Here is a 21,802-nt window from a genome sequence, read left to right as displayed (position 1 = left end):
CCCCAGCCTCCCCCGCCGCCTCCTCCGCCGGAGCCCGTGGTGCTGGAGGAGCTGCCGCAGTTCTATTACCCACTGGGCGACTCGGGCTGCGGCTGTGGGGCAGGAGGGGGAACGGCCTCCGGTATCTGGCTGTTGCTCGGGGTGATTGTTCAGCTTCGGCGTGCGCACCGTCGCAAGAGCGATACGAAGCGTTGACGTGGAAGGTCCGGATGCCTACGGTCGGCGCCCTCGAATTCGACGTGTGACGTGACGACATGCGTGGGCACTCGCGCTCACGCCCACAAGGAGACACCTGAACATGGCTACCCGCATCGCCATCAATGGCTTCGGTCGCATCGGACGCTGCATCCTGCGCGCTGCCCTCAGCCGCAAGGAGGACCTCGAGATCGTCGCCATCAACGACCTCGACAAGCCCGCGGCGCTGGCGCACCTGTTCAAGTACGACTCCGTGCACCGCACCTGGCCGGGCACGGTGAAGGCCTCCGAGAAGGGCATCGTGGTGGACGGCAAGGAGATTGCCGTCACCGCGGAGAAGGACCCGACCGTCCTCCCGTGGAAGAACATGAACGTGGACGTGGTGCTCGAGTGCACCGGCCGCTTCACGGCGCGCGACGGCGCGGAGAAGCACCTGAAGGCGGGCGCGAAGAAGGTCCTCATCTCCGCCCCGGCCAAGGGCCCGGACCTCACCATCGCCTACGGCATCAACCACAACGAGTACGACCCGGCCAAGCACCACATCATCTCGAACGCCTCGTGCACCACCAACTGCCTGGCGCCCATCGCCAAGGTGCTGGTGGACAACTTCGGCATCGAGAAGGGCCTGATGACCACGGTCCACAGCTACACCAACGACCAGCGCATCCTGGACCTCACCCACGAGGACATGCGCCGCGCCCGCGCCGCCGCGCTCTCCATGATTCCCACCAGCACCGGCGCCGCGAAGGCCATCGGTGAGGTGATTCCGCAGCTCAAGGGCAAGATGCACGGCCTCGCCGTCCGCGTGCCCACCCCGAACGTGTCCCTCGTGGACCTGACGGTGAACACCGCCAAGCCCGTCACCGCCGAGGCCGTCATCGACGCCTACCGCAAGGCCGCCGAGGGCCCGCTCAAGGGCATCCTCCAGTTCAGCGACGAGCCGACGGTGTCCATCGACTACAACGGCAACACGCACTCGGCCATCTTCGACTCCACGAACTGCTTCGTGATGGGCGACAACATGCTGAAGGTCATGGCCTGGTACGACAACGAGTGGGGCTTCTCCAACCGCATGGTGGACACGGCGAAGTTCCTCGTCTCCAAGGGCATCTAGTCCAGGCCGCCGAAGGGTACCTCAGAGGGAAGGACCGAGATGATCCGCTACATCGACGACCTGCAGCTGACCGGGAAGCGCGTCTTCATCCGCGTGGACTTCAACGTCCCGCTGGAGGGGCGGCGCGTGACGGACGACACCCGCATCCGCGAGGCGCTGCCCACCATCCGGCGCGCGCTGGAGATGGGCGGGAAGGTCATCCTGGCCTCCCACCTCGGGCGCCCCAAGGGGCCGGACCCCAAGCTGTCGCTCGAGCCGGTCGCCGCGCGGCTGGCCGAGCTGCTCGGCGGCAAGCACGAGGTCATCCTCACGGATGACTGCGTGGGTGACGGCGTGAAGAAGCAGGTGAAGGAGCTCAAGGACGGGCAGGTCATCGTCCTGGAGAACCTGCGCTTCCATAAGGAGGAGGAGGCCAACGACGAGGCCTTCGCCCGCGAGCTGGCCAGCGTCGCCGACGTCTACATCAACGACGCCTTCGGCACCGCGCACCGCGCCCACGCCTCCACCGCCGGCATGGTGCCCTTCGTGAAGGAGAAGGCCGCCGGCTTCCTGATGCGCAAGGAAATCGAGTACCTGGGCAAGGTGCTCAAGAACCCGGAGAAGCCCTTCGTGGCCATCCTGGGTGGCTCGAAGGTGAGCGACAAGATCAAGGTCATCGAGAGCCTGCTGCCCAAGGTGGACGCGCTGCTCATCGGCGGCGCCATGGCCTACACGTTCCTCAAGGCGCAGGGCGTGGAGGTGGGCAAGTCCCGCGTGGAGGGCGACAAGCTGTCGCTGGCCACGCGCATGCTGGAGGCGGCGCAGCGGCTGAAGACGCCGCTGGTGCTGCCGGTGGACCACATCGTCGGGACGGAGCCCACGGAGAACAGCCCGGCCAAGGAGACGCCGGACAACGCCGTCCCCGTGGACATGATGGGCCTGGATATTGGCCCCAAGACGCGCGCCATCTACGCGCAGCACATCCGTGACGCGCGGACGGTGGTGTGGAACGGGCCCATGGGCCTGTTCGAGGTGCCGAAGTTCGCCGAGGGCACCCGCTCGGTGGCCGCGGCCATGTCCATCAACACCCAGGGCACCACCGTCATCGGTGGCGGCGACAGCGCGGCGGCCGTGGAGCAGATGGGCTTCGCCGACAAGATGAGCCATGTGTCCACCGGTGGTGGTGCGTCCCTGGAGTTCCTGGAGGGACGTGAATTGCCCGGTATCAAGGCGCTGGAAACGAAGTAGGCTGCGCGCCCGCAGGACAACCCGAACGTACACCCCTGGGGGGAGACATGGCCGCCGCTGCTCGTCGTCGGAAGATCGTCGCCGGCAACTGGAAGATGAACAAGACGGTGCCGGAGGCACTGGCACTGGTTCGTGAGCTGCGGGGCATGGTGGCCTCGCTGGGCGACACGGTGGAGGTGGTGCTGGCGCCTCCATTCGTGGCGCTGCAGCCGCTCCACATCGCGCTGGAGGGTGCGCCGCTGGCGCTGGCGGCGCAGAACTGTCACTGGGAGTCGTCGGGCGCCTTCACGGGCGAGGTGTCCGCGCCGATGCTGGTGGAGCTGGGGTGTGCCTACGTCATCGTGGGGCACTCGGAGCGCCGCCAGTTCTTCGGCGAGACGGACGAGACGGTGAACAAGCGGGCCCGGGCGGTGAAGGCCGCGGGGATGACGCCCATCATCTGCGTGGGCGAGACGCTGGCCGAGCGCGAGGCGAACCGGACGCTGGAGGTGGTGGAGCGCCAGGTGCGCGGGGCGCTGACCGGCTTCGAGGCGAAGGACGTGGCGGGCTTCGTGCTGGCGTACGAGCCGGTGTGGGCGATTGGGACGGGGCGGACGGCGACGTCGGCGCAGGCGCAGGAGGTCCACGCGGCGATCCGTGGGCTGCTTGGCCGGCTGTACGACGGGGAGACGGCCGGGCGGGTGCGCATCCAGTACGGCGGCAGCGTGAAGCCGGACAACGCCGCGGAATTGTTGGGGCAGCCGGACGTGGACGGGGCGCTCGTCGGAGGGGCCAGCCTGAAGGCGGGCGACTTCGCGGCCATTGTCAAGGCGGCCACCTGAACCTGGGGCAACCTGGAATCGGTGGGCGGAAGAAGTTGTCTCCCGTTCACCAGTTTGTGTAGGGTGCGCCTCCTTCTCACGGAACGTCTGGAAGAAAGCCCATGCTGACCTTCGTCACGATCGTGCACGTCGTCATCTGCGTGTTCATGATCTTCGTCATCCTGCTGCAGCCCGGTAAGGACGCGGGCATGGGCTCCGCCCTCGGCGGCGGCGCGGCCACGAGCGCCTTTGGTGGTCGCGGCGCGGTGACGTTCCTGAGCAAGCTCACGGGCGTCTTCGCGACGCTCTTCTTCCTCACGTCGCTCGGCCTGTCCTTCGTGGGGCTGCGCTCCTCGGTGGCGGCGGGCGGCTCGGTCGCCGCGCCTCCGGCGCAGGCGGCTCCGGCGACGCCGGGCGCGGCGGGGGCTCCGGCTCCGGGCAGCGTGGAGCAGCCGCGCGGTGAGACGCCGGTTCCTCCGCCTCCTTCCGAGGGCGGTGGCAACCCGGCGACGAACGAGAACAACACCCAGGGGCAGGGTGCCGCGGCGCCGCAGTCGGCTCCGCCTGCTCCGGCTCCGGCGCAGTAGGCGTCAGGAACAAGCCGGCTCACGCGTTCGTTGAAATTGTCGTTGCGTGAGCCGGGTAGGTCCGGTAGATGGTCCGCGCGGTTCGCGGTTGCAGCGCAGCAAAGAAGCCCAGGTGGTGGAACTGGTAGACACACCATCTTGAGGGGGTGGCGCCGAAAGGTGTGCGGGTTCGAATCCCGCCCTGGGCACTCCGATTTGAGCCTCCGAGTCGAAAGACTCGGGGGCTTTTTTCGTTTCTGGGCTGTGCCTTCGGCTAGGTGCCCCATGTGCCCCTCGGGCGCATGCTCATGGCCTTCATTGCGCTCTTCTTCACGCTCGGGTTCAGGTTGGTCGTTGCGCATCGTCATCTCGACGGTGGCGTGCCCCATGGTTCCTGAACGGCCTCAAGGGACACCCTACGCCTGACGAGGTGGCTGGCGTGTGGTGCAGCTGTGCTACACGCTGGGCCGATGGCTGCCCCCTCTGCGTTGCGGAGGATGGCCTCCGCAAGCACGGACAATTCCTGTTTAAAGCGTGAAAAGGGCAGAGAGGCAGTTGACGGCGCTCCTCCGTGAGCACCGCGTCGCAGTGTTACTGGGGACGGCTGCTCGCCAGGGTGCACCCCTCCTGGGACCTTAGAGCCAGGGCTTGGTCACAGGCCGGGCCACTGTGGCTTGGCGGTTAGAACTGACTCGGGCACAGGCGACGCAGTTGCTGAATTGGCTGCTGCTCGTGCCGGATGTTCAAGGTCCGGGGGAGCGGGTTGAGGCGGTTGGCGGCACCGCGGCCATAAGCGAGTGTGCCCAGCGTGCCATTGCTCACTTCGGGAACTGGAGGGCGCAACGGGAAAGGTGGGCAGCAATCGCATTTCACCGACTCTGACCGACTCACGCAGTTCCTTGGATGGACATGTGGATCTTGGTATGTCTGGGGATGCGAGCCGCGACGCAGACTCAACCTGCCGTGCCCTGGGTATCCGTCGACGTCATCGCGGCTTCGCATCGGTGTCGCCAGGGACTTCGTGTCCCGATGGAGCGACTCGAAGGGCCTCCCGGTTCATTGGCGCGGCAAGCTTTGGAAGTTTGAGCTCCCGAAGGTAGACAACTGGGTACGCGCAGACGGATCAAATGAGACGCGTGCGCGGGCTAAGCCAGCGCGCCGCAGCGCTAGAGGAAGAAGAAATGACCGCCATCCACGCCCGTACCTCCACACGCTCGACGCCGATGTTCGCTCGTCAGAGTGACGGGAAGCCTCTCCGAGCCGAGGGCCATGGTGAGGAGGGGGCGAAGTGACGACTCCACTAACCTCGCAGGAACGCACGGCCTTCTACAGCGCCGCGGTGGTTGGCCTCCGCGCCCTCGACGCTCGGGAGCGCACGGCTCGTCGTTTCGGTGCCGATGCGGACGCCCGATGGACGCAGTTCGCCGGAGCACTTGGTCCCGGTGACCGTCTTGACATTCTGCTCCGCGACGCAGCGGGAACGTGGGGCGCCGCGTTCTCTCCCTCGGCGTGCTTCGGCTTCTTCGGCCTTGCCGACGATGAGCCTTTCGGCCCCGACTGGGGCGGCATCGACGACCACACGGCGAAACGGCTGCTTGCCGAAGCGAATGGTCCGCCGACCCTCGACCACGTTGCTTCCGCGCTCGGCGTGAAAAGTGCGTCTGTTTCGGTTCCGCCGCTCACGTCGGCCACCAAGCTTGTTATCGCGGGCGGTGCTGCGCTCGTCGCCGTCGCCAAGGCGTTCGCCGAGGACCGGGCGCTGTCGTGGACCGATCAGGTAGTTGCTGTCGCGGACAACGCCGCCTTCCGACAGCTTGCTGGCCTTGCTGCCGTCCTGCTTGGTGCGCGAGGTCGCACGGTCATCGTTCGCCCGATCGCAGATGCGGCGAGCGCATTGCGCGCTCTTGGCTTCGCGCACATTGACGCGGCCCTTGTCTCGGACGACGCCGAGCCCTCAGCCGCCGAGTTCGCGCGCAGCGTGGGGGGCAAGTAGCGTGGCTTTCCCTGAGGGACGAATTCATCGTGGTCGCGCGACTCCCTATCCGTGGGAGCGGCAGGCGCTCGACCTCGTCTACAAGCACGAGTCCCTATCGGACACCGATCCGCATCAGGCGTGGGAGCTTCACGAGCTCTACGACCCTGCGTCGGGCCGACTGTACGAAATCGATCTGCTCTTCTTGTCTCGTCATGGCCTGTTCCTCGTCGAGATCAAGAGTCACCCCGGCGCGTTGACGGGTGACATCGTGGACTGGACCTTCACCGACGGAGGAAGGCGACGCACGATCGAGTGCCCGTATCCCGGCGCCAACCTGAAGGCCAGGGTGCTCGCCGACCTTCTCGAACGGCAGCTCGGCAAAGAGCGCCCGTACGTGCATGCGGCGGTCTTTCTCTCCAACGTCACCGAAGTGCGCCTCGACAGCGGCCGGCCGCCGTGGCTGCTGCTCCCGAAAGACGTCGGCGCCAGGCTCGTCAACGGGTTCGATGGCCGCGACGCTCAGCGCATCGTCAACCGGCCGATGATGAAGCAACTGCTCCAAGCGGCTCATCGAATCGGCCTGCGCCCGAGCAAGACCGCGCGTGTGGTGGGGGGCTACCAGCTTGGCGCACTCGTCGACGACGGCGAAGGCTACCAGGAGCACCTCGCGAAGAACGCCGCCGTTGAGCGCGATCAAGCGCGCGTCCGCAGTTACCTGGTGCCGGCCGCGACTTCCACTGAGAGACGAGCGCAACTTCACCGCGCAGCGCGACGCGAAGCAAAGACGCTCGCGCAGATCGGGCAGCACCCCGGTATCCTCGCCTACCGCTCCTTCGTCGACGACGCGCCGCTTGGCCCGGCGGTGCTCTTCGAGGCCTTCGAAGACTCGCTCCCGCTGCACGCCTTCGTGCGCCAGGAGCCCAATCTGACCTTCGACGAGCGGCTCGGGCTTCTCCAGCAGATCGTTGAGGCGGTCGCCCACTGCCACCGTTCTGGTGTTCTGCACCGCAATCTCTCGCCCGCGTCGGTGTTGGTCCGGCGTGGGGCGGACGGGCGCATTCATGTGCGCCTCCATCGCTTTCAAACCGCGGCGTGGATCGGGCACAGCAGCGTTGGGACCCGCCACTTCCACGAACTGTTGCAGGCTGTGGATCGCCTTTACCAAGCGCCCGAGGTTCTCGCGGACCCCGAGAAGGCGACGTACGAGAGTGATGTCTTCTCGGTCGGTTGCCTCGCATGGCTAGTCCTCACTGACCAGCACCCCGCAGCAACGCTTGCCGAGCGAGAGCAGCGCATCAAGGGAACGAAAGATGGCGAAGGAGGTCTTCGCCCCTCGGCGGTTCGCGCCGATCTCGCGATCCTCGACGAGGCGATCTCTTTCGCGACGCAGCCGAACCTCCACGCCCGCGCCGACGACATCTCCGATTGGTTCAACGCCTTCGTTCTCGAAGCGCTCACGCGTCCGGCGGTCGACATCAACGCGGGCGCCGATCCACGCGAAGCCCAGAAGGGTGACACCCTTCAAGGTGGCCTTCGCGTTGAGCGTCGCCTGGGCTCCGGCGGGACGGCGCTAGTGCTCCACGTGCGTCGTGAGGGGCGCGACTTCGCGCTGAAGGTTCCCCACGATGTGGGCTGCGGTGAGCGGCTGCTCGCCGAAGCGAAGACGCTGCGGGAGCTGCGGCACGAGCACATCGTTGCGCTGCGCGACGTACTCACGCTCGGCGGGTTGCCGTGCCTGCTCCTCGAGTTCGCGGGTGAGCGGAGCTTGGGTGACGTGCTGCGCGAGCAGGGGACGTTGCCGCTCGAGCTCGCGCGTCGGTACGGCGACGACCTGCTCTCTGCGGTCCAGTACCTCGAAGAGGCCGGCGTCACGCACCGCGACATCAAGCCCACCAACGTCGGCTTCACGAGCCAGTCGAAGAAGCAGAGCCACCTGCTCCTCCTCGACTTCTCGCTCTCGTCTGCTGACATGACCGCCATCAGCGCTGGCACCGCGGAGTGGCGCGACCCCTGGTTGTATCTGCGCGGCGCGTGGGACGCCGACGCGGATCGCTACGCCGCCGCCGCCGTGCTCTATCACGCGCTCACCGGCGCGCGGCCCGCGCTCCCGCAGGGCGACGCGACCGCCGAGGTGGTCGTCGAGGCCGAGCGTTTCGATGCGGCGGTCCGCGACCGGTTGACCTCGTTCTTCCGCAGAGCCTTCGCGCGCGAGAAGAAGACCCGGTTCGCCAGCGCCGAGGCCATGCGACAGGCGTGGGCGCATGCGCTGTCGGTCGAGGCAGAGACGGACGACGGCGTGTCCGCCATCGCCATTGAGCAAGTCCGTTCCGAGACGCCGGTCGATGCCTTGCCGCTGTCTGCACGCGCACGCAATGCGCTCGACCGAGCCGGCGTGTCTACGGTCGCTGAGCTGCTGCTCTTGCCGCGCAACCAGCTCTCGGTCGTTCGCGGCGTCGGCACTCATGTCGCGCGCGAAATCGTGGCACTCGCCGATCAGCTTCGCGCTCGGTTTGAGGTCGAGAACCGCCCTGTGTTCATGCCGGGCTTTTCGCACCCGCGTCTGTTGCTGGAGGAGCCAGATGCCGGTATCGAGGCGAGCACGGTCGACCGCTTGATGGCTGCGGGGCTCAAGACCACCATAGATGCCGCGCTTGCTCCCGCCGCTCGCATCGCAAAGCTTCTTGGGCGTGTCCGCGCCGACGCGCTTCGTGAGCGGCTCGCAGCCATCGCTGCTGCGGAGCCAACGCCGGGCTCTCTCGGCGATTGGGCTCGCGAGCTCATTGGACGCGCCAGCGCGAACGAGGCGAATCGTCGGCTCCGTGTTCTGGTCGGGCTCGATCCGCTGCCCGATGAACGTCCGGATTTCGGGCTCCCGGCTGCGCGCACGGTGTCCGAGGTTGCTGGGGCGTTCGGCATCGAGCCCGCGCAGATCCACTCGAGCCTTCAATTCCTGCGCAACAAGCGCTGGGCGGACAACGCTGCCGCGTCCGCGCTCACGCAAGCCCTGTCATCGGCGCTAGACGCTGCGTCGCCCGCGACGCCCTTCATGGACCTGGCCCGCGCGCTGGCCAAGGCCCGCATCGAGGGGACGCCCAGCGATGACGATGTGCGCACCGCTTCAGCGCTCGTGCGTGTGGCGCTGGAACTTCGCCCCAAACCTCCTGCCACCTGGCGGCGCATTGGCAGCACGCCTTGGGTGGCGCGTGACTCCGAGGTACTCGACGCGCTCGCCGCCCTCGCGGAGACCGCCGACAGCCTTGCCGTGACCGAGCCACTTCCCTCGTCCGAGGTCGTTCGTGCCTCGCTCGCGGAGGTCGCCGCTGGAACTCCCTTGGCGACGTTGCCGGCCGACCAGCGGCTCACCCTCGCCGCCCGCGCCAGCGATCGCGCGGCGGCGTCGGCGCGGCTCGAGCTCTACCCGCGCGGCATGGACGCGGCGCGCGCGCTGTCTCTGAGCCTCGCCGCGCTATCGGGCGCAGGGCTCTCTCCGGAGGCCGTCCGGCGGCGCATCGCGGCTCGCTATCCCGAGGCGGCTCCTCTCCCCGAGCGCCCGGCGCTCGACGCGCTGCTCGCGCCGCACGGCCTCGTCTTCATGCCGGACATCGGTACGGGCGAGTACGCGCGGCCTGGGCAGCACGCGAACACGTCGATGACGGTCGCTTTTCCCTCGCGCAAGCCCACTGCGCCGGGATTGCCACAACGACGCAGCCCCGACGCGCAGCGCGCCGCCGCCTTCCAAGACCAGCTCGATCGCGGCGTGGCGGCGGGCCGATTCCGCGTCGTCCAGGTGCGCGCAGACATCGCGAGCCGTGCACTCGACGCGCTCGCGATGGAGCTCAAGACGCAGGCGGTGTCGCTCGATTATGTCCTGACGAGCGCCATTCGTCGTCAGGCCGAGGAACTCGGCGTTGACTGGTCCAACGTCGAGGCTGCCGACCGCGCCGGTCCTGGCGGACCCGATTGGTCACTCCTCGTCGAACTGGTGCGCCAAGCGACTGACCGCGTCGTCGACGAGCTGCTCCACTGGCGCGAGCAGACCTTGGTGCTGGCATGGCCAGGTGCGCTCGCGCGATATGGCTTGGCTTCTGCGCTCACGCGCATCGTTGAAGGGGCCGAGCGCGGTGACGCGCCCGCCATTCTTCTCGTGGTGCCCGCTCACGCCGACGGCACCGCCCCCTCCATCAACGGTCGGCTGCCAGTACCCGCGCCGCTACCGAGCCAGCGGCTCGTCATGCCCGATGCGTGGCTGGCAAACGCCCACAAAGCCGCGGAGACGCCCTGATGATGAATCTGCCCAAGCTGTTACAGCCCGCGCTCAAGGCGCTCGAGAAGGACCTGCTTGCACGCGCCAAGACCGAGCGCGTCGAGGCGGGGCTTCGGGCCGCGTGGACGGAAGAGCAGAACGCCGGTCAGACCGGGCTCGGGTTCGAGCCGTGGCGCCGCGAACGTGTGACCCAGCTCGCAGTCGCGTGGATTCTGTCCGTGGTCTTTGTGCGCACGCTCGAAGATCGCGGCTACGTCGACCCGCGCGTGGCGGGCGCGACAGCCGATGCACTGCGCGCGGCCGAAGACCGCGAGGCGCTCTTTCTCCAGGTTGCGCCATTCTTGGGGCCGCGCGAGTACCTGGTCGCGGTCTTCCGCGAGCTGGCGAAGCTTCCCGGTGCGCGCGACGTCTTCGACACGCGCCACAATCCAGTTTGGGTACTCGCGCCCTCAAGCGAAGGTGCCAAGGCGCTGCTCGACTTCTTCCGCAAGCCCGACGCGAACGGCGCCCCCGCGCTTGTGTTCACGGGCGAGGGCACGCGTTTCCTCGGCGACCTATACCAGGACCTCTCCGAGGCGGTACGCAAGCGCTACGCGCTCCTCCAGACGCCTGAGTTCGTCGAGGAGTTCATCCTCGATCAGACTCTCGACCTGGCGATCTCTGAATTCGGCCTCGCCGAGGTGAACCTGATCGATCCGACCTGCGGCTCGGGGCACTTTCTGCTCGGCGCGTTCCGGCGGCTGCTCGGGCGATGGCAGACCCATGCGCCGACAGAGGCTATCGCGGACCTCGTGCGACGGGCGCTCGGCCAAGTCTATGGGGTCGATATTAACCCCTACGCGGTCGCCATCGCGCGCTTCCGGCTCGTGCTCGCGGCGCTTGATGCGGTCGGCATCAAGCATCTCGAACGCGCGCCGGACATTCGACCGAACGTCGTCGTCGCTGACAGCCTCTTACATCGCTTCGACCAGCGCGCGCTCAGCGTAGGGCAGATCTCGATGGACGATGACCTGCGTTGGGGGGACCGGCTCTTCCGCCTCGAGAATCGCGGCGACGTCGAGCGCGTGCTCACTAAGCGTTACCACGCGGTCGTTGGCAACCCGCCGTACATCGTTGAGCCCGATTCCCAAAAGAAGGCCCGGTATCGGGAGATGTACACCTCGGCCAGCGGCAAGTTCGCACTGGCCGCTCCTTTTACGGAGCGATTCTTCGAGTTGGCAGAGCCCGGTGGCTTTGTCGGTTTGATCAACAGCAACGCCTGGACAAAGCGCGATTTTGGAGCCGCGCTGATACAGCAGGTTCTGCGTCGCCTTGACATTCAGAAGGTCATCGACACATCAGGCTGTTATCTGCCCGGTCACGGAACCTCGACGTTACTGCTATTCGGGCGGAACCGCCCTTCCGGGCATGAAGGGTTTCATGCGGTTCTGGGGAAGCGAGGCGAAACTACGGAACCGTCGGACCCGGCTGCAGCTCCCGTGTGGAACGAAATCGTCTCCCATCACAACGAGCCTGGCTTCGAGGGGCGATTCGTTTCCGTCGCCCGATTCACCGAACTAGAGCGCAGAACCCATCCGTGGGTCCTGGCAGGGGGCGGCGCGCGCGGCCTTTTGGCGATGCTCTCGAACTCCGCACCGCAGCGACTCGGCTCGATGTTGGACTTCATCGGTCGTACCACGCACACGGGTGACGACCCCTTCTTTGCACTACCCGCAAGCACGGCCCGACGATTTCGCGCCTTCGGAGTTCGCCTAGTGCAATTCGTTCGTGGCCAAGACATCGAAGACTGGCACGTCATTGCGAATGACGACACTCTCTTTCCCTATGATTTCAATGGAAACGAGTCTTCGCTTAGCGCTTCAGAATCGAGGTGGTTTTGGCCTCAGAGGCAGAGGCTTCGCGTTAGGCGAGACTTCGGCAAGACCATCGAAGCGCGTGGGCTGAACTGGTACTCGCATTCAATGTTCTTTGCGGCGAGATACCGGGCGAGTCCCGTAGTGGGCTTTGCGTTCGTATCCACGCACAACCAGTTCGTCATCAGTCGGGGCGATCGGGTGTTCAATCGCTCCGCCCCTGTGTTGGCACTCAAGTCCGGGCGAAGCGGCGAGGACCATCAGTCCCTCCTTGGCTACCTGAACTCCTCCACCGTCGCGTTCTGGTGCCGCCTCGTCATGTTCCCGAAAGGCGGCGACCAAGTCGGAGAGGGCGCGAGGCTTTCGAAGACGCCATGGCAAGATCGTCTCGAATATGCCGGCAATCTCCTCCAGCAGCTCCCCGTTCCGAGTCTGGCCGAGCTGCGCGAAAAGCTTCTCAATCTCGTGGTCGCAGCCGAAGAGACCGTGCGGCAGATGGCGGAAATCGCGCCCGAGACGGTTGTGGCTGCCGCCCTATCGACGACGCCCACACTCAAAGCGCTTCGTGAAGCCCGTACGCGCTGCTTGGCCGAGCGCGCCCGGCTGCGCGGCATCCTCGTCTCGCTGCAAGAGGAGATGGACTGGCGCGTGTACGGCCTCTTCGGCCTGCCGACGCTCGTGGCGCCGTCCGTCGGTGCCGTTCGCGTCCCCGTCGAGCCGAGCCACCGCCCCTTCGAAGTACACCTCGCGCGCGATGTGAAGAGCGACATCTCGGCTTCCGAGTGGTTTCGAGTGCACAAGCGCGATGCGCCCTCGGACGTCGGGGGCCCGCTCGCCGAGCTCTATCGCCAGCGTTTGCGGCTCCTCGATGATCCAGAGCACGGAAAGCAGCTTCGCCTGCTCGAGACGCCGGAGACCAAGCGTAGGTGGTCGCTTGCCGACGACGCCAAGGCGTTCACGGATGCCGTTCAGATGTGGCTGCTTGAGCGCATCGAGGCCGCTTTCCGTGATCAGAGTACCCCAGAGTTGCGCACCGCACGCCAGCTCGCCCTTGAGCTGGGTCACGATCCGGCCGTGCAAGCCGCGCACGAGCTGCTCACCGAGGAGAGCGGCCTCGAACTCGTGCGGCTCATCTCGGACCTCGTCGACGGCGAAGGCGTACCCTTTCTTGCAGGCTACCGTTACGCCGAGACCGGTATGGAGAAGCGCGCGAGCTGGGAGGAGACCTGGCGGCTCCAGCGCCTCGAAGACGCAGGCAGGCTCACGCCCGAGCTGAATCGGCTTGGTCTCAAGGCTATCCCGCTTCCCGACAAGTACGGGCCCAAAGATTTCCTCCGGCACTACTGGGGACTGCGCGGCAAGCTCGACGTACCCAAGGAGCGGTTTGTCACCCTCCCAGGTGGCAACACCGACGAGGACACGACACCCCTTGTGGGCTGGGCAGGCTGGGACCACCTGCAAGTGGCGCAAGCGCTCTCGGGCCTCTACCAGCGCCGCAAGTCCGAAGATGGTTGGACCAAGGACCGGCTCGTTCCTTTGCTCGCGGGCATCGATGAGCGCGTCCCCTGGCTCCTCCAATGGCACAACGAGCCGTCGGCTGCATTTGGCGGGATGAAGCTCGGCGAGTTTTTCCGTGACTTCGTAGCCGGTGAGGCGCACACGCTCGGCGTCGCGGTGGGCGACCTGCGCGCGTGGACGCCGCCCGCCGCTCCGAAGCGCACGACGGTCGACCCGAGTGACGTGCTCGCAGCGCTGAAAAACTGGAAGCCCGAGAGCGATGACGATGAAGGCGAAGAGGAGGAGGCCGAGTTGCCAGAGGGCCCGACCGAAGCGGACCTCGCGAGCGAAGTGGGCGTCACGAAAGCCCTTATCAAGAAGGCGCTCAAGAAGCTCGAAGCCGACGGTCTGGTCGAGAAGCTGAGCGGGCGACCGGCTCGGTACGTGGCCACTGGAGACGAAGCATGACGACACGCATCCACGACCTTCTAGACCTGCCGGAGTCCGTTCGGAAAGGCGACTTCGTCCAGGACCTCACGGGTGGCATCGCTCAGCCCGAACGCACGGTGAAGGACTACGCGATCACGCCGAAGATCCTGCAGACCTTCGGGCACGCGCTGTCGATCATCGGCAGCGCGCTGCGCGATGGGCGCAGCCAGGCGGCGTACCTGCACGGGTCGTTCGGCGCGGGCAAGAGCCACTTCATGGCGCTGCTCGACCTGATGCTTGCGGACCATTCGGCGCCCTGGCGTCGTCCCGAGCTGCACGAGCTGCGTGGCAAGAACCCGTGGATCGGCAAGAAGAAGCTGCTTCAGCTCCCGATTCACATGCTCGGCGCGCAGGATATGGAGTCGAAGATCCTCGGCTCCTACGTTGCCTGGGCTGCCAAGCACCATCTTAACGCGCCCGTTCCCGCAGTGTATGCGGACCAGGGGCTCTTCGACGATGCACGGCGCCTGCGCACCACGCTCGGGGACGACACCTTCTTCGGCAAGCTGAACGGCGGTGTCCAGCAAGCTGCGACCGGCTGGGGTAAGCTCGCCGAAACGCGCAAGTGGGATGCTGCATCGTTCGACGCCGCAGCCTCCGCCTCCTACGTCGGCGAGAGCGATCGAGACGCGCAGAGCCCTCGTGCCAAGCTGTTCAGCGACCTCGTTCGGACGTTCTTCACGTCGTGGACCGCGCAGCAGGGCCGTTTTGTTGACCTGGACACCGGACTCGGCGTGATGAGTCGGCATGCCAAGTCGCTCGGCTTCGACGCCATCGTGCTCTATCTCGACGAGCTGGTGCTGTGGCTTGCCGGCAACTCGAGCGATCTCCCGTTCGTCGGGCGCGAGGTCCAGAAGATGGTGAAGCTGAAGGAGGCGCAGGATGCCGATCGCGCCATCCCGATCGTGAGCTTCATCGCGCGGCAGCGAGACCTGTCGCAGTTCCTAGGGGAGCAGGCGCAGGGCGCGGTGCGCACGGAGTTGTCGCGCAATCTGTCCCATCACGACGGGCGCTTCGAGACGGTCACCCTCGCCGACAGCAACCTCCCGGCGATCGTCGCTCATCGCGTGGTTCGTCCCAAAGATGAGTCGGCGGCGCAGCGCCTCGCCGACGACTTCGCGAAGACGTGGCGCGCCGCAGGGCAGGCGCAGAGCGTGCTGATCGGCAGCGAGGGTGATGAGGCCGACTTCAAGAAGGTCTACCCGTTCTCCCCGGCGCTCGTCGAAGCGCTCGTCGCCTTATCGGACTGCTTGCAGCGCGAACGCACTGCGATCCGCATCTTGATGGAGCTTCTGGTCAACCATCTGCCGGACCTTGAGACCGGCCGGGTAGTTCCCGTCGGCGACGCGTTCGACGCCCTCGCGGAGAGCGAAGACCCCATCGACGATCCGGTGATGAAGGCGCGCTTCGACCGCGCCCGCGACCTCTATCGTGAGAGCTTTCTTCCAATCATTCGTCGCCACCACGACACGGACGCGCCAAGCGCATGTCAGCGCCTGCGTGAGGACCACGACCGCCGGCTCGGCTGCAGCGGCTGCGCTCAGCGCATGTGCCGCAATGACAACCGCCTCGCGAAGACGCTGCTCATGGCCGCGCTCGTTCCTGAGGCCAAGCCGTTCAAGGGGCTCACCGTCAAGCGCTTGGCTCACTTGAACCACGGGACCATTGCCTCGCCGATCCCCGGCGCCGAGATGCAAGTGGTCGCGCAGCGGCTGCGAGACTGGGCGAGCCAGGTCGGTGCGCTTCGCCTGGGCGAGCAGGCAGATCCCGAGGTGAGCATTCATCTGGCTGGCGTCGACCTCCAGCCGATCCTCGCGCAGGCCGCAGAGGCCGACACACAAGGAGCCCGAAAGAACGCGATGCGGCGCCTGCTGTTCCAGGCGCTGGAGCTCGACAGCGACAGCAATTTGGTCGAAGCCGAGCTGCCGTTCCACGGTACGCGCCGGAAGGGACGCATTCGCTACGGCAACGTCCGCGAGATGGACGAGACCACGCTGACCTGTCCGCACGAGTTCGAGTGGCAGCTCGTTGTCGACTACCCCTTCGATGAACGTGGGCACGGCCCCGAGGAGGATCTCCGAATCGTCGAGCGGTTCAGAGACTCGCGGCCCGCAGATGCGCCGCCGAACCCGACAGTGGTCTGGCTGCCAACGTTCTTCTCCCACTTGCTCGAGCGCGAGCTCGGCGAGCTGGTGGTCCTGGAGCACATCCTCGACGGGGACGCTCGCAAGTACCTCGGTCACCTTCGCGTCGAGGAGCAATCGACCACGCGCGCGGACCTTGCAAGCCTTCGCGCGCAGAAGGAGGCGCTGGTCAAACGAACGCTCGCGCAGTCCTACGGGCTTGCGATGGTGAATGATAGCCCGTTCCTCGACCACTCACGCACGGTTGACGAGCACTTCATCCCGCTTCTCGGCGACCTCGACATTCGCACCGTCCTCGCGGGCACCATGAAGGAAGGCTTCCGACAGGTCGTCGATACGATGCTGTCGAAGAAGTATCCGCATCATCCGCGCTTCGACGGCCCGGTCTCGGCGACGCGCATGGAGAAGGTGGGCGCGCTCGTCGAGAAGCTGCTCGACGAGCGTGACCGCCGAATGAATGTGGAGCGCGGCGAACGTAACGACCTCCGTGCTTACGCCGATCCGCTCGGCATCACGGAGACCGGCGACGTTGCAGTGCTGCTCCGGGAGCGGCCGTTTCAAGACATCGAGCAGCAGCGGCAGCAGGCCGGCATCGACACGCCGACGGCCGGCAACGTGCGAGGCTGGCTCGATCCACAGCGGACGCGAGGGCTCCCGCCGGAGGTGCAAGACGTCATCATCTCGCTGTATGCATCGTGGAGTGGGCGAACCTTCCGTCGAGACGGTCGCAGCTTTGCGCTCCCGCGTCCCGGGCAGCTCCCCGACGACGTCGAGCTTCTACGTCCCGAGCTGCCGACGCTCGCCGAGTGGACGGAGGCATTGAACCGAGCCGGAGACCTGCTCGGCGTAGCGATTGGAGGACGAGCGCTGGGAGCCCGCAACCTGTCGGCTTTCGCGGACAAGATGAAAGAAGCGCTTGCTGCTGTTCGCGACGCGAGAGACCTGCCGGCCCCGCTCGAATCGAAGATTCGTGACTGGGCCGAGCCCGGAGATGCTCCACGTCTGGCCACGGCGCGAGCATGCGCGACGCTGCTCGAGCTGCTGGGGCGCGGTGACGGAGCATCGATGGTGCGCGACCTCGCGCGCTTCACGCCGATGACGTCACTCGCCGCGATGGGGCGAAACTTCACGACCGCCGCCGCCTCGAAGCGCTTGCTCCAGGAAGATGCGCGCTGGATCGTCCTTCGGCAGGTGAAGGGGCTCCTTGGAGATGCCGAACGTGGCGAGCGCGCGAAGTTGCTACTTGAGGACCTCGCTGCGCTGCTCACCGCCGACGAGGTCAACAAGATGCTCGCGGACGGTCTTGCCGATCTGACCCGGCGTGCGGACGAGCTGCTTCGCGTACCCACCCACAAGCCACCGAGCCCGTCGGTGCGGGATGAGGCGATCGTCCTCGAAGAGTCGAGCGAACTCGGTGACCCGCAAGCTGCTGCCGACGCGCTGCGGAAGCTTGCGGGGCGCCTCGAAACCGAGGGCAAGGGGGTGTCGCGCATCGTCATCAGGCTTACGGCCTGGAAGCGGAGGCCGGAATGACGGAGTCGCCGCTCCTCTCAGAGGCTGACGTTCGCTTGGAGGTCGAGCGGCTCTTTCGTCGCGACCACCGTTCGCGTCTCCTTGCGCTCTTCGGTCGAGGTCAGCCGGGGCGCTTCGAGCTGGATGGCCTCGCGTGGGAGATCATCCCAACGGCCTGCGAGCTCGAGCTGCGCTCGAAGTTGCCGGCCCCTGGAGAGAAGACGTCATCGGGGAACGTGTACCTTATCGACTGGGCCGAGGACGCGCTTCCGCTCGACGTTTCCTGTCGACTCGCGGGCGGTCGCATCTATCACGTCGCTCGTGACGCACGCCTCGCCGCTCTGTTCGGTGCACGACAGGTGGACCCCGGACTCTCCTCAATGGCGCTCGCGCGGCTTGTCCTCTCCGGCACCATCGAGGGGCTTCGCAAGATCACGGGACTTCGGCTGACTCGCAGCGGGCTTTGGCAGCGCTTTCTTGAGGCGCGGTTCGGCATCCCGGAGCGCTCACTCGAGGGGCCCTCCGAGTGGCTTCGCTGGGTGCGCGGTTCGGACGCGGGGCCTGCGTTCGCTCTCGCATGCGAGACGGACGATCTGCTGAGGGCGGTGCGGCGCGAGGCACTCGATTGGTTCGGGGAGTGCCTTGGACCCATAGGAGTGTTGGGGTTTCGCGGGTGGGAGCTTGGTCTCGTCGACAGGGCACTTCAGGCTCTGCTGCTGCTGGTTGCGGTAGAGCAGCACCCCGATGCGTATCTGCGCGGCCTCGTAAGCGGCCAAGTCGCGAGCATCGCGCCCGGAGTCGCAAGTGAGGTCCGAGCTGCGTACGCCGCGGGAGCAGCGTCGGCGCTGCTGGAAGCCGTGCTGTCCGTCGAGAATGCTGACGATCGTCGCCTGCTCGAAGAAGCAGAGCAGCATGCCGTCGGCGGTGGCGCTTCGGCGCTAGCTACGGCGAGCGAGTGGTTGCCGGCCGGTCACAAGGCGCGCGAGGCAGCTCTCGCCGAGTCCCTGTCGGCGTTTGTCGATGCGCCGAGTCCCGAGGCTCTTGAGGCGGTGTTCGCGGCCTTCGAGCGTCTGAGCGCCCATCGGTTGGATGGGGCGATTCGTCGTTCAGAACACGTCGAAGCGCGGCGGATGGCGGCGCGGCTTGCCGCGTGGCTTCTCGCGCGATGCGTGCGGCCTCAGCTCGCCGAGCACGGCACCGCGTGGCAGGCAGCCCTCGACCTTGCCCGGCGCTATGCCGAGGAAGGGGGCTTCCTCGACTGGGCGAGACAAAGCGTACGTGGCATGCGGGGCGCGGGCGAAGAGCTGATGGCGGCCGTTCGCCGATTGCTGGACGCGGTGGATGCAGTCGCGCGAGCAGACGACCAACGCTTCGCACAGGCCTACGTGGCCTGGGTGGATGCCGGAAAGCCGTCGAGCGAGGTGCTCCCGATCGAGCACGTCACGAAACGCGTGGTGGCCCATTTCCTCAAGGGCGGCGAGCACCGACGGCTGCTCCTGGTCCTCATGGACGGCATGAGTTACGCGGCGGCCGTCCAGGTGCTCCAGCGACTGCGCGATCAACGGAGATGGAGCCCGATCGCGTGGCGTGTGCCTGGCTGGAATGGGCAGCTACCGATCCCGCCCGTGTTGGCTGCCACCCCCACGCTGACCGAGGTGAGTCGGGCCGCGCTGTTCGCCGGGGTGGCTGATCCCCGCTTCGGGGACCAAGGCACCGATCGTGACGACGCTCGCTGGGCGGCGAATCCGCACGTGCGAGAGCTGGTGGGTGATGAGCCTCTCACGGTGTTCTTCCGGCGCGATATCCACGCGGGACACGAACTCATCGACGAAGTAAAGCAGGCCATCGCCAGCGATCACCGGGTCGTCGCCGTCGTGGTGAACGCCATCGACGAGCAGCTCAAAGGCAGCCTACAGGTCGCGGTCGACTACAGCCGAACGCCCATCCTTCCGCTCGATGCGCTCTTGAGCGCTGCCGATGGTGCTGAGCGCGCCGTCCTTCTCGTTGCAGATCATGGCCACGTCGCCGGTGATGCGATGCGCGTCGCGGCTGGCCGCCTTCCTCAGGGGCGTACGGGAGGAGCGCGTTGGCGCGCGCTGGCCGAAGGCGAGCAGCCACGGGCCGACGAAGTACTCTTGCCGAGGACGTCGTGGAAGCCGCTCGGGGCGGTAGGGGTCGCCGCGCTTTGGGACACGTCAGTCGCAAACCGCGCGCCCCACTACGGAGAGCACGGCGGGCTGTCATTGGCCGAGGCGGTTGCTCCTGCGTTCTTGATTGGACCCGAGTGGCTGGACCGTGTCGTTGGCGAGGATGTTGAGCTGTCATGTCGCATGCTTCCTGAACCTGACTGGTGGGCGCTGAAGATCGTGCGACCAGCGGCCCCAGCCGCTGTCATCCAGCCGACTCAGACCGCGCCTACCACGAAGCAGTTGCAGCTCATTCCCGAGGGGCCCGCGAAGGCGGCCTCGGCGCCGCCCGCTCCGAGCGAGCAGGCCCTCGTGGGTCGGCTCAGACAGTCCAAGCTCTTTGCGCAGCAGGTTGCGGGCGTGTCGAAGCCCGAAGTCGAGCGCGTGCTCACCTGGCTTGGTGTGCTCGTGGACGCGGGTGGCAGCATGACCGCTGCGGACTTCGCCCGCTTGTGTGGCGTGCGTCCCCATCAGGTGGGCGGCGTCGTTGCGCGGATGGGTGTCCTGAACGCCGACGGCTTCGCCATCGTGGAACACGACGTCGCCGGCCGCAGAGTCGTGTTGCAGAAGGCGAGGCTCCTCTCGCAGTTTGGAGTGACCGAATGAGCGCGCCGAGCGTGCTGCTCCGCAAGGACGTCATTGAGGCGCTGCGCCGAGGAACGGTACCGCGTCGAGGTCTCGACCTATTTGCAGTGGGGACCGAGCGCTTTGCTGTCTCACTGCGCGAGGAACTCGAACGCTGCGCGACTGGGGGGGCCGTGTTCAAGGCGCTGCGAGGCGACTTCGGCTGCGGCAAGAGCTTCACCGCCCGCTGGTATCAGCAGCAGGCGCTCGCACGCGGCTTCGCCGTCGCCGAGGTTCAGATCTCGGAGAACGACACTCCGCTGCATCGGCTGGAGACGGTCTACCGAAGGGCCACCGAGGGTTTGCGAACCTCCGAATGGGACACGGGAGCGTTTCGCGCGATCATCTCGCAATGGCTGATGGGCCTTGAGGAGGAGGTCTCACGCACGCTCCGAAATCCAGACGACATGAAGGCGCTGGCCGCGGGCGTGGGCGAGCTGCTCGAAGCACGCCTCAAGGACGTGAGCGCGGTGCAGCCGCAGTACGCGGCGGTTCTGCGTGCCTACCACGCAGCCGAAGTGGCCGGGGACCATGCGCTGGCCGAAGGGCTCATCGCCTGGCTGATGGGGCAGCCGAACGTCAGCGCGGACATCAAGCGGCAGGCGGGTATCAAGGGCGAGGTAGACCACACGGGTGCGATGGGCTTCTTGCGGGGCCTGCTCGCTGTCCTTCATCAGTGTGGAAGGCCTGGTCTGATGCTCGTCCTCGACGAGGTGGAGACCATCCAGCGGGTTCGCTCCGACAGCCGAGACAAGAGCCTCGAGGCGATCCGAAAACTCATCGATGACCTCTACGGTGGTCGGTTCGCAGGGCTGTACGTGCTCATCACCGGGACGCCTGCCTTCTTCGATGGGCCAAACGGCGTGAAGCGACTGCCGCCGCTGGCCCAGCGACTGCATGTCGACTTCTCTGGCGACGCCCGCTGGGACAATCCGCGCGACGTCCAAGTACGGCTGTTTCCGTTCGACCATGAGCGCCTGGTCGAGGTGGGCCGTCGCGTGCGCGACCTGTATCCGACGGACGCGCCTGACCACATGAAGGCCCGCGTCACCGACGCGGTGCTCTCCGGACTTGCGACCGAGGTCGCGGGAAAGCTCGGCGGCAAGGTTGGCGTGGCGCCCCGCATCTTCTTGCGAAAGCTCGTCGCGACCATCCTGGATCGCGTCGACCTTTTCCCCGAGTTCGACCCAAGCAAGGATCTCGACATCCGCATCGATGCGCAGGACCTTACGCTCGAGGAGCAGGCCGCAGCCGCCGGCAAGAAGCCGGATGACATCGAGATCAACCTGTGACGCCCCCGCGAGACGCCATCGACCGCCTGAGCCCTGCTGTTCGCTACCAGATCGCTAACGGCCT

The 21,802-nt window shown here is 66.6% G+C and carries 11 protein-coding genes and 1 tRNA gene; all 12 read left to right on the top strand.

Annotation, left to right across the window (positions count from 1 at the left end; all coding sequences use genetic code 11):
• Positions 1–195 (top strand): MYXO-CTERM sorting domain-containing protein (locus tag HG543_RS14265; RefSeq protein WP_246357014.1); only part of this gene is annotated, 195 nt, incomplete at its 5' end.
• A 103-nt stretch (positions 196–298) separates the two neighbouring features.
• Positions 299–1,309, top strand: a complete 1,011-nt coding sequence (gene gap, locus HG543_RS14260) for a type I glyceraldehyde-3-phosphate dehydrogenase (RefSeq protein ID WP_169345299.1) — start codon at positions 299–301, stop codon at positions 1,307–1,309.
• Positions 1,310–1,348: 39 nt separating this feature from the next.
• A complete protein-coding gene (locus tag HG543_RS14255) occupies positions 1,349–2,536 on the top strand; it encodes a phosphoglycerate kinase (RefSeq protein WP_169345298.1) in 1,188 nt (395 codons plus the stop codon).
• A 47-nt stretch (positions 2,537–2,583) separates the two neighbouring features.
• Positions 2,584–3,357 (top strand): triose-phosphate isomerase, encoded by a 774-nt coding sequence (gene tpiA / locus HG543_RS14250; RefSeq protein ID WP_169345297.1) that lies wholly within the window; start codon positions 2,584–2,586, stop codon positions 3,355–3,357.
• Between the two features lie 101 nt (positions 3,358–3,458).
• Positions 3,459–3,923, top strand: coding sequence for a preprotein translocase subunit SecG (gene secG / locus HG543_RS14245; protein WP_169345296.1), 465 nt, complete (start codon positions 3,459–3,461; stop codon positions 3,921–3,923).
• A 106-nt stretch (positions 3,924–4,029) separates the two neighbouring features.
• A tRNA-Leu gene (locus tag HG543_RS14240) sits at positions 4,030–4,111 on the top strand.
• 1,079 nt (positions 4,112–5,190) lie between these two features.
• On the top strand, positions 5,191–5,895 hold the full coding sequence (locus HG543_RS14235; RefSeq protein WP_169345295.1) for a hypothetical protein: 705 nt from the start codon (positions 5,191–5,193) through the stop codon (positions 5,893–5,895).
• Position 5,896: 1 nt separating this feature from the next.
• Positions 5,897–10,159 carry a protein kinase domain-containing protein gene (locus HG543_RS14230; RefSeq protein ID WP_169345293.1) on the top strand — a complete coding sequence of 1,421 codons (4,263 nt, stop codon included), beginning with the start codon at positions 5,897–5,899 and terminating at the stop codon, positions 10,157–10,159.
• A complete protein-coding gene (gene pglX, locus HG543_RS14225) occupies positions 10,159–13,959 on the top strand; it encodes a BREX-2 system adenine-specific DNA-methyltransferase PglX (RefSeq protein ID WP_169345290.1) in 3,801 nt (1,266 codons plus the stop codon). The genes HG543_RS14230 and pglX overlap by 1 nt, the downstream gene beginning before the upstream one ends.
• Positions 13,956–17,657 carry a DUF6079 family protein gene (locus HG543_RS14220; protein WP_169345285.1) on the top strand — a complete coding sequence of 1,234 codons (3,702 nt, stop codon included), beginning with the start codon at positions 13,956–13,958 and terminating at the stop codon, positions 17,655–17,657. The genes pglX and HG543_RS14220 overlap by 4 nt, the downstream gene beginning before the upstream one ends.
• Entirely contained in the window at positions 17,654–20,428 is a 2,775-nt protein-coding gene (gene pglZ / locus HG543_RS14215; protein WP_169345284.1) for a BREX-2 system phosphatase PglZ, read from the top strand. Before HG543_RS14220 ends, pglZ begins: the two co-directional genes overlap by 4 nt.
• Positions 20,425–21,738, top strand: coding sequence for a BREX system ATP-binding protein BrxD (brxD, locus tag HG543_RS14210; RefSeq protein WP_169345283.1), 1,314 nt, complete (start codon positions 20,425–20,427; stop codon positions 21,736–21,738). Before pglZ ends, brxD begins: the two co-directional genes overlap by 4 nt.
• Positions 21,739–21,802: the final 64 nt, after the last annotated feature.

This window comes from Pyxidicoccus fallax (assembly GCF_012933655.1).
Lineage (GTDB): Bacteria > Myxococcota > Myxococcia > Myxococcales > Myxococcaceae > Myxococcus > Myxococcus fallax.
Note: the sequence above shows the minus strand (reverse complement) of the source record. Positions and strands in the feature narration are given on the sequence as shown.

Bases quoted from the DNA above. Each gene is read 5' to 3' on its own strand.
- pglX (WP_169345290.1), top strand. From the start codon at position 10,159: ATGATGAATCTGCCCAAGCTGTTACAGCCCGCGCTCAAGGCGCTCGAG.
- tpiA (WP_169345297.1), top strand. From the start codon at position 2,584: ATGGCCGCCGCTGCTCGTCGTCGGAAGATCGTCGCCGGCAACTGGAAG.
- HG543_RS14255 (WP_169345298.1), top strand. From the start codon at position 1,349: ATGATCCGCTACATCGACGACCTGCAGCTGACCGGGAAGCGCGTCTTC.
- gap (WP_169345299.1), top strand. From the start codon at position 299: ATGGCTACCCGCATCGCCATCAATGGCTTCGGTCGCATCGGACGCTGC.
- secG (WP_169345296.1), top strand. From the start codon at position 3,459: ATGCTGACCTTCGTCACGATCGTGCACGTCGTCATCTGCGTGTTCATG.
- HG543_RS14220 (WP_169345285.1), top strand. From the start codon at position 13,956: ATGACGACACGCATCCACGACCTTCTAGACCTGCCGGAGTCCGTTCGG.
- pglZ (WP_169345284.1), top strand. From the start codon at position 17,654: ATGACGGAGTCGCCGCTCCTCTCAGAGGCTGACGTTCGCTTGGAGGTC.
- brxD (WP_169345283.1), top strand. From the start codon at position 20,425: ATGAGCGCGCCGAGCGTGCTGCTCCGCAAGGACGTCATTGAGGCGCTG.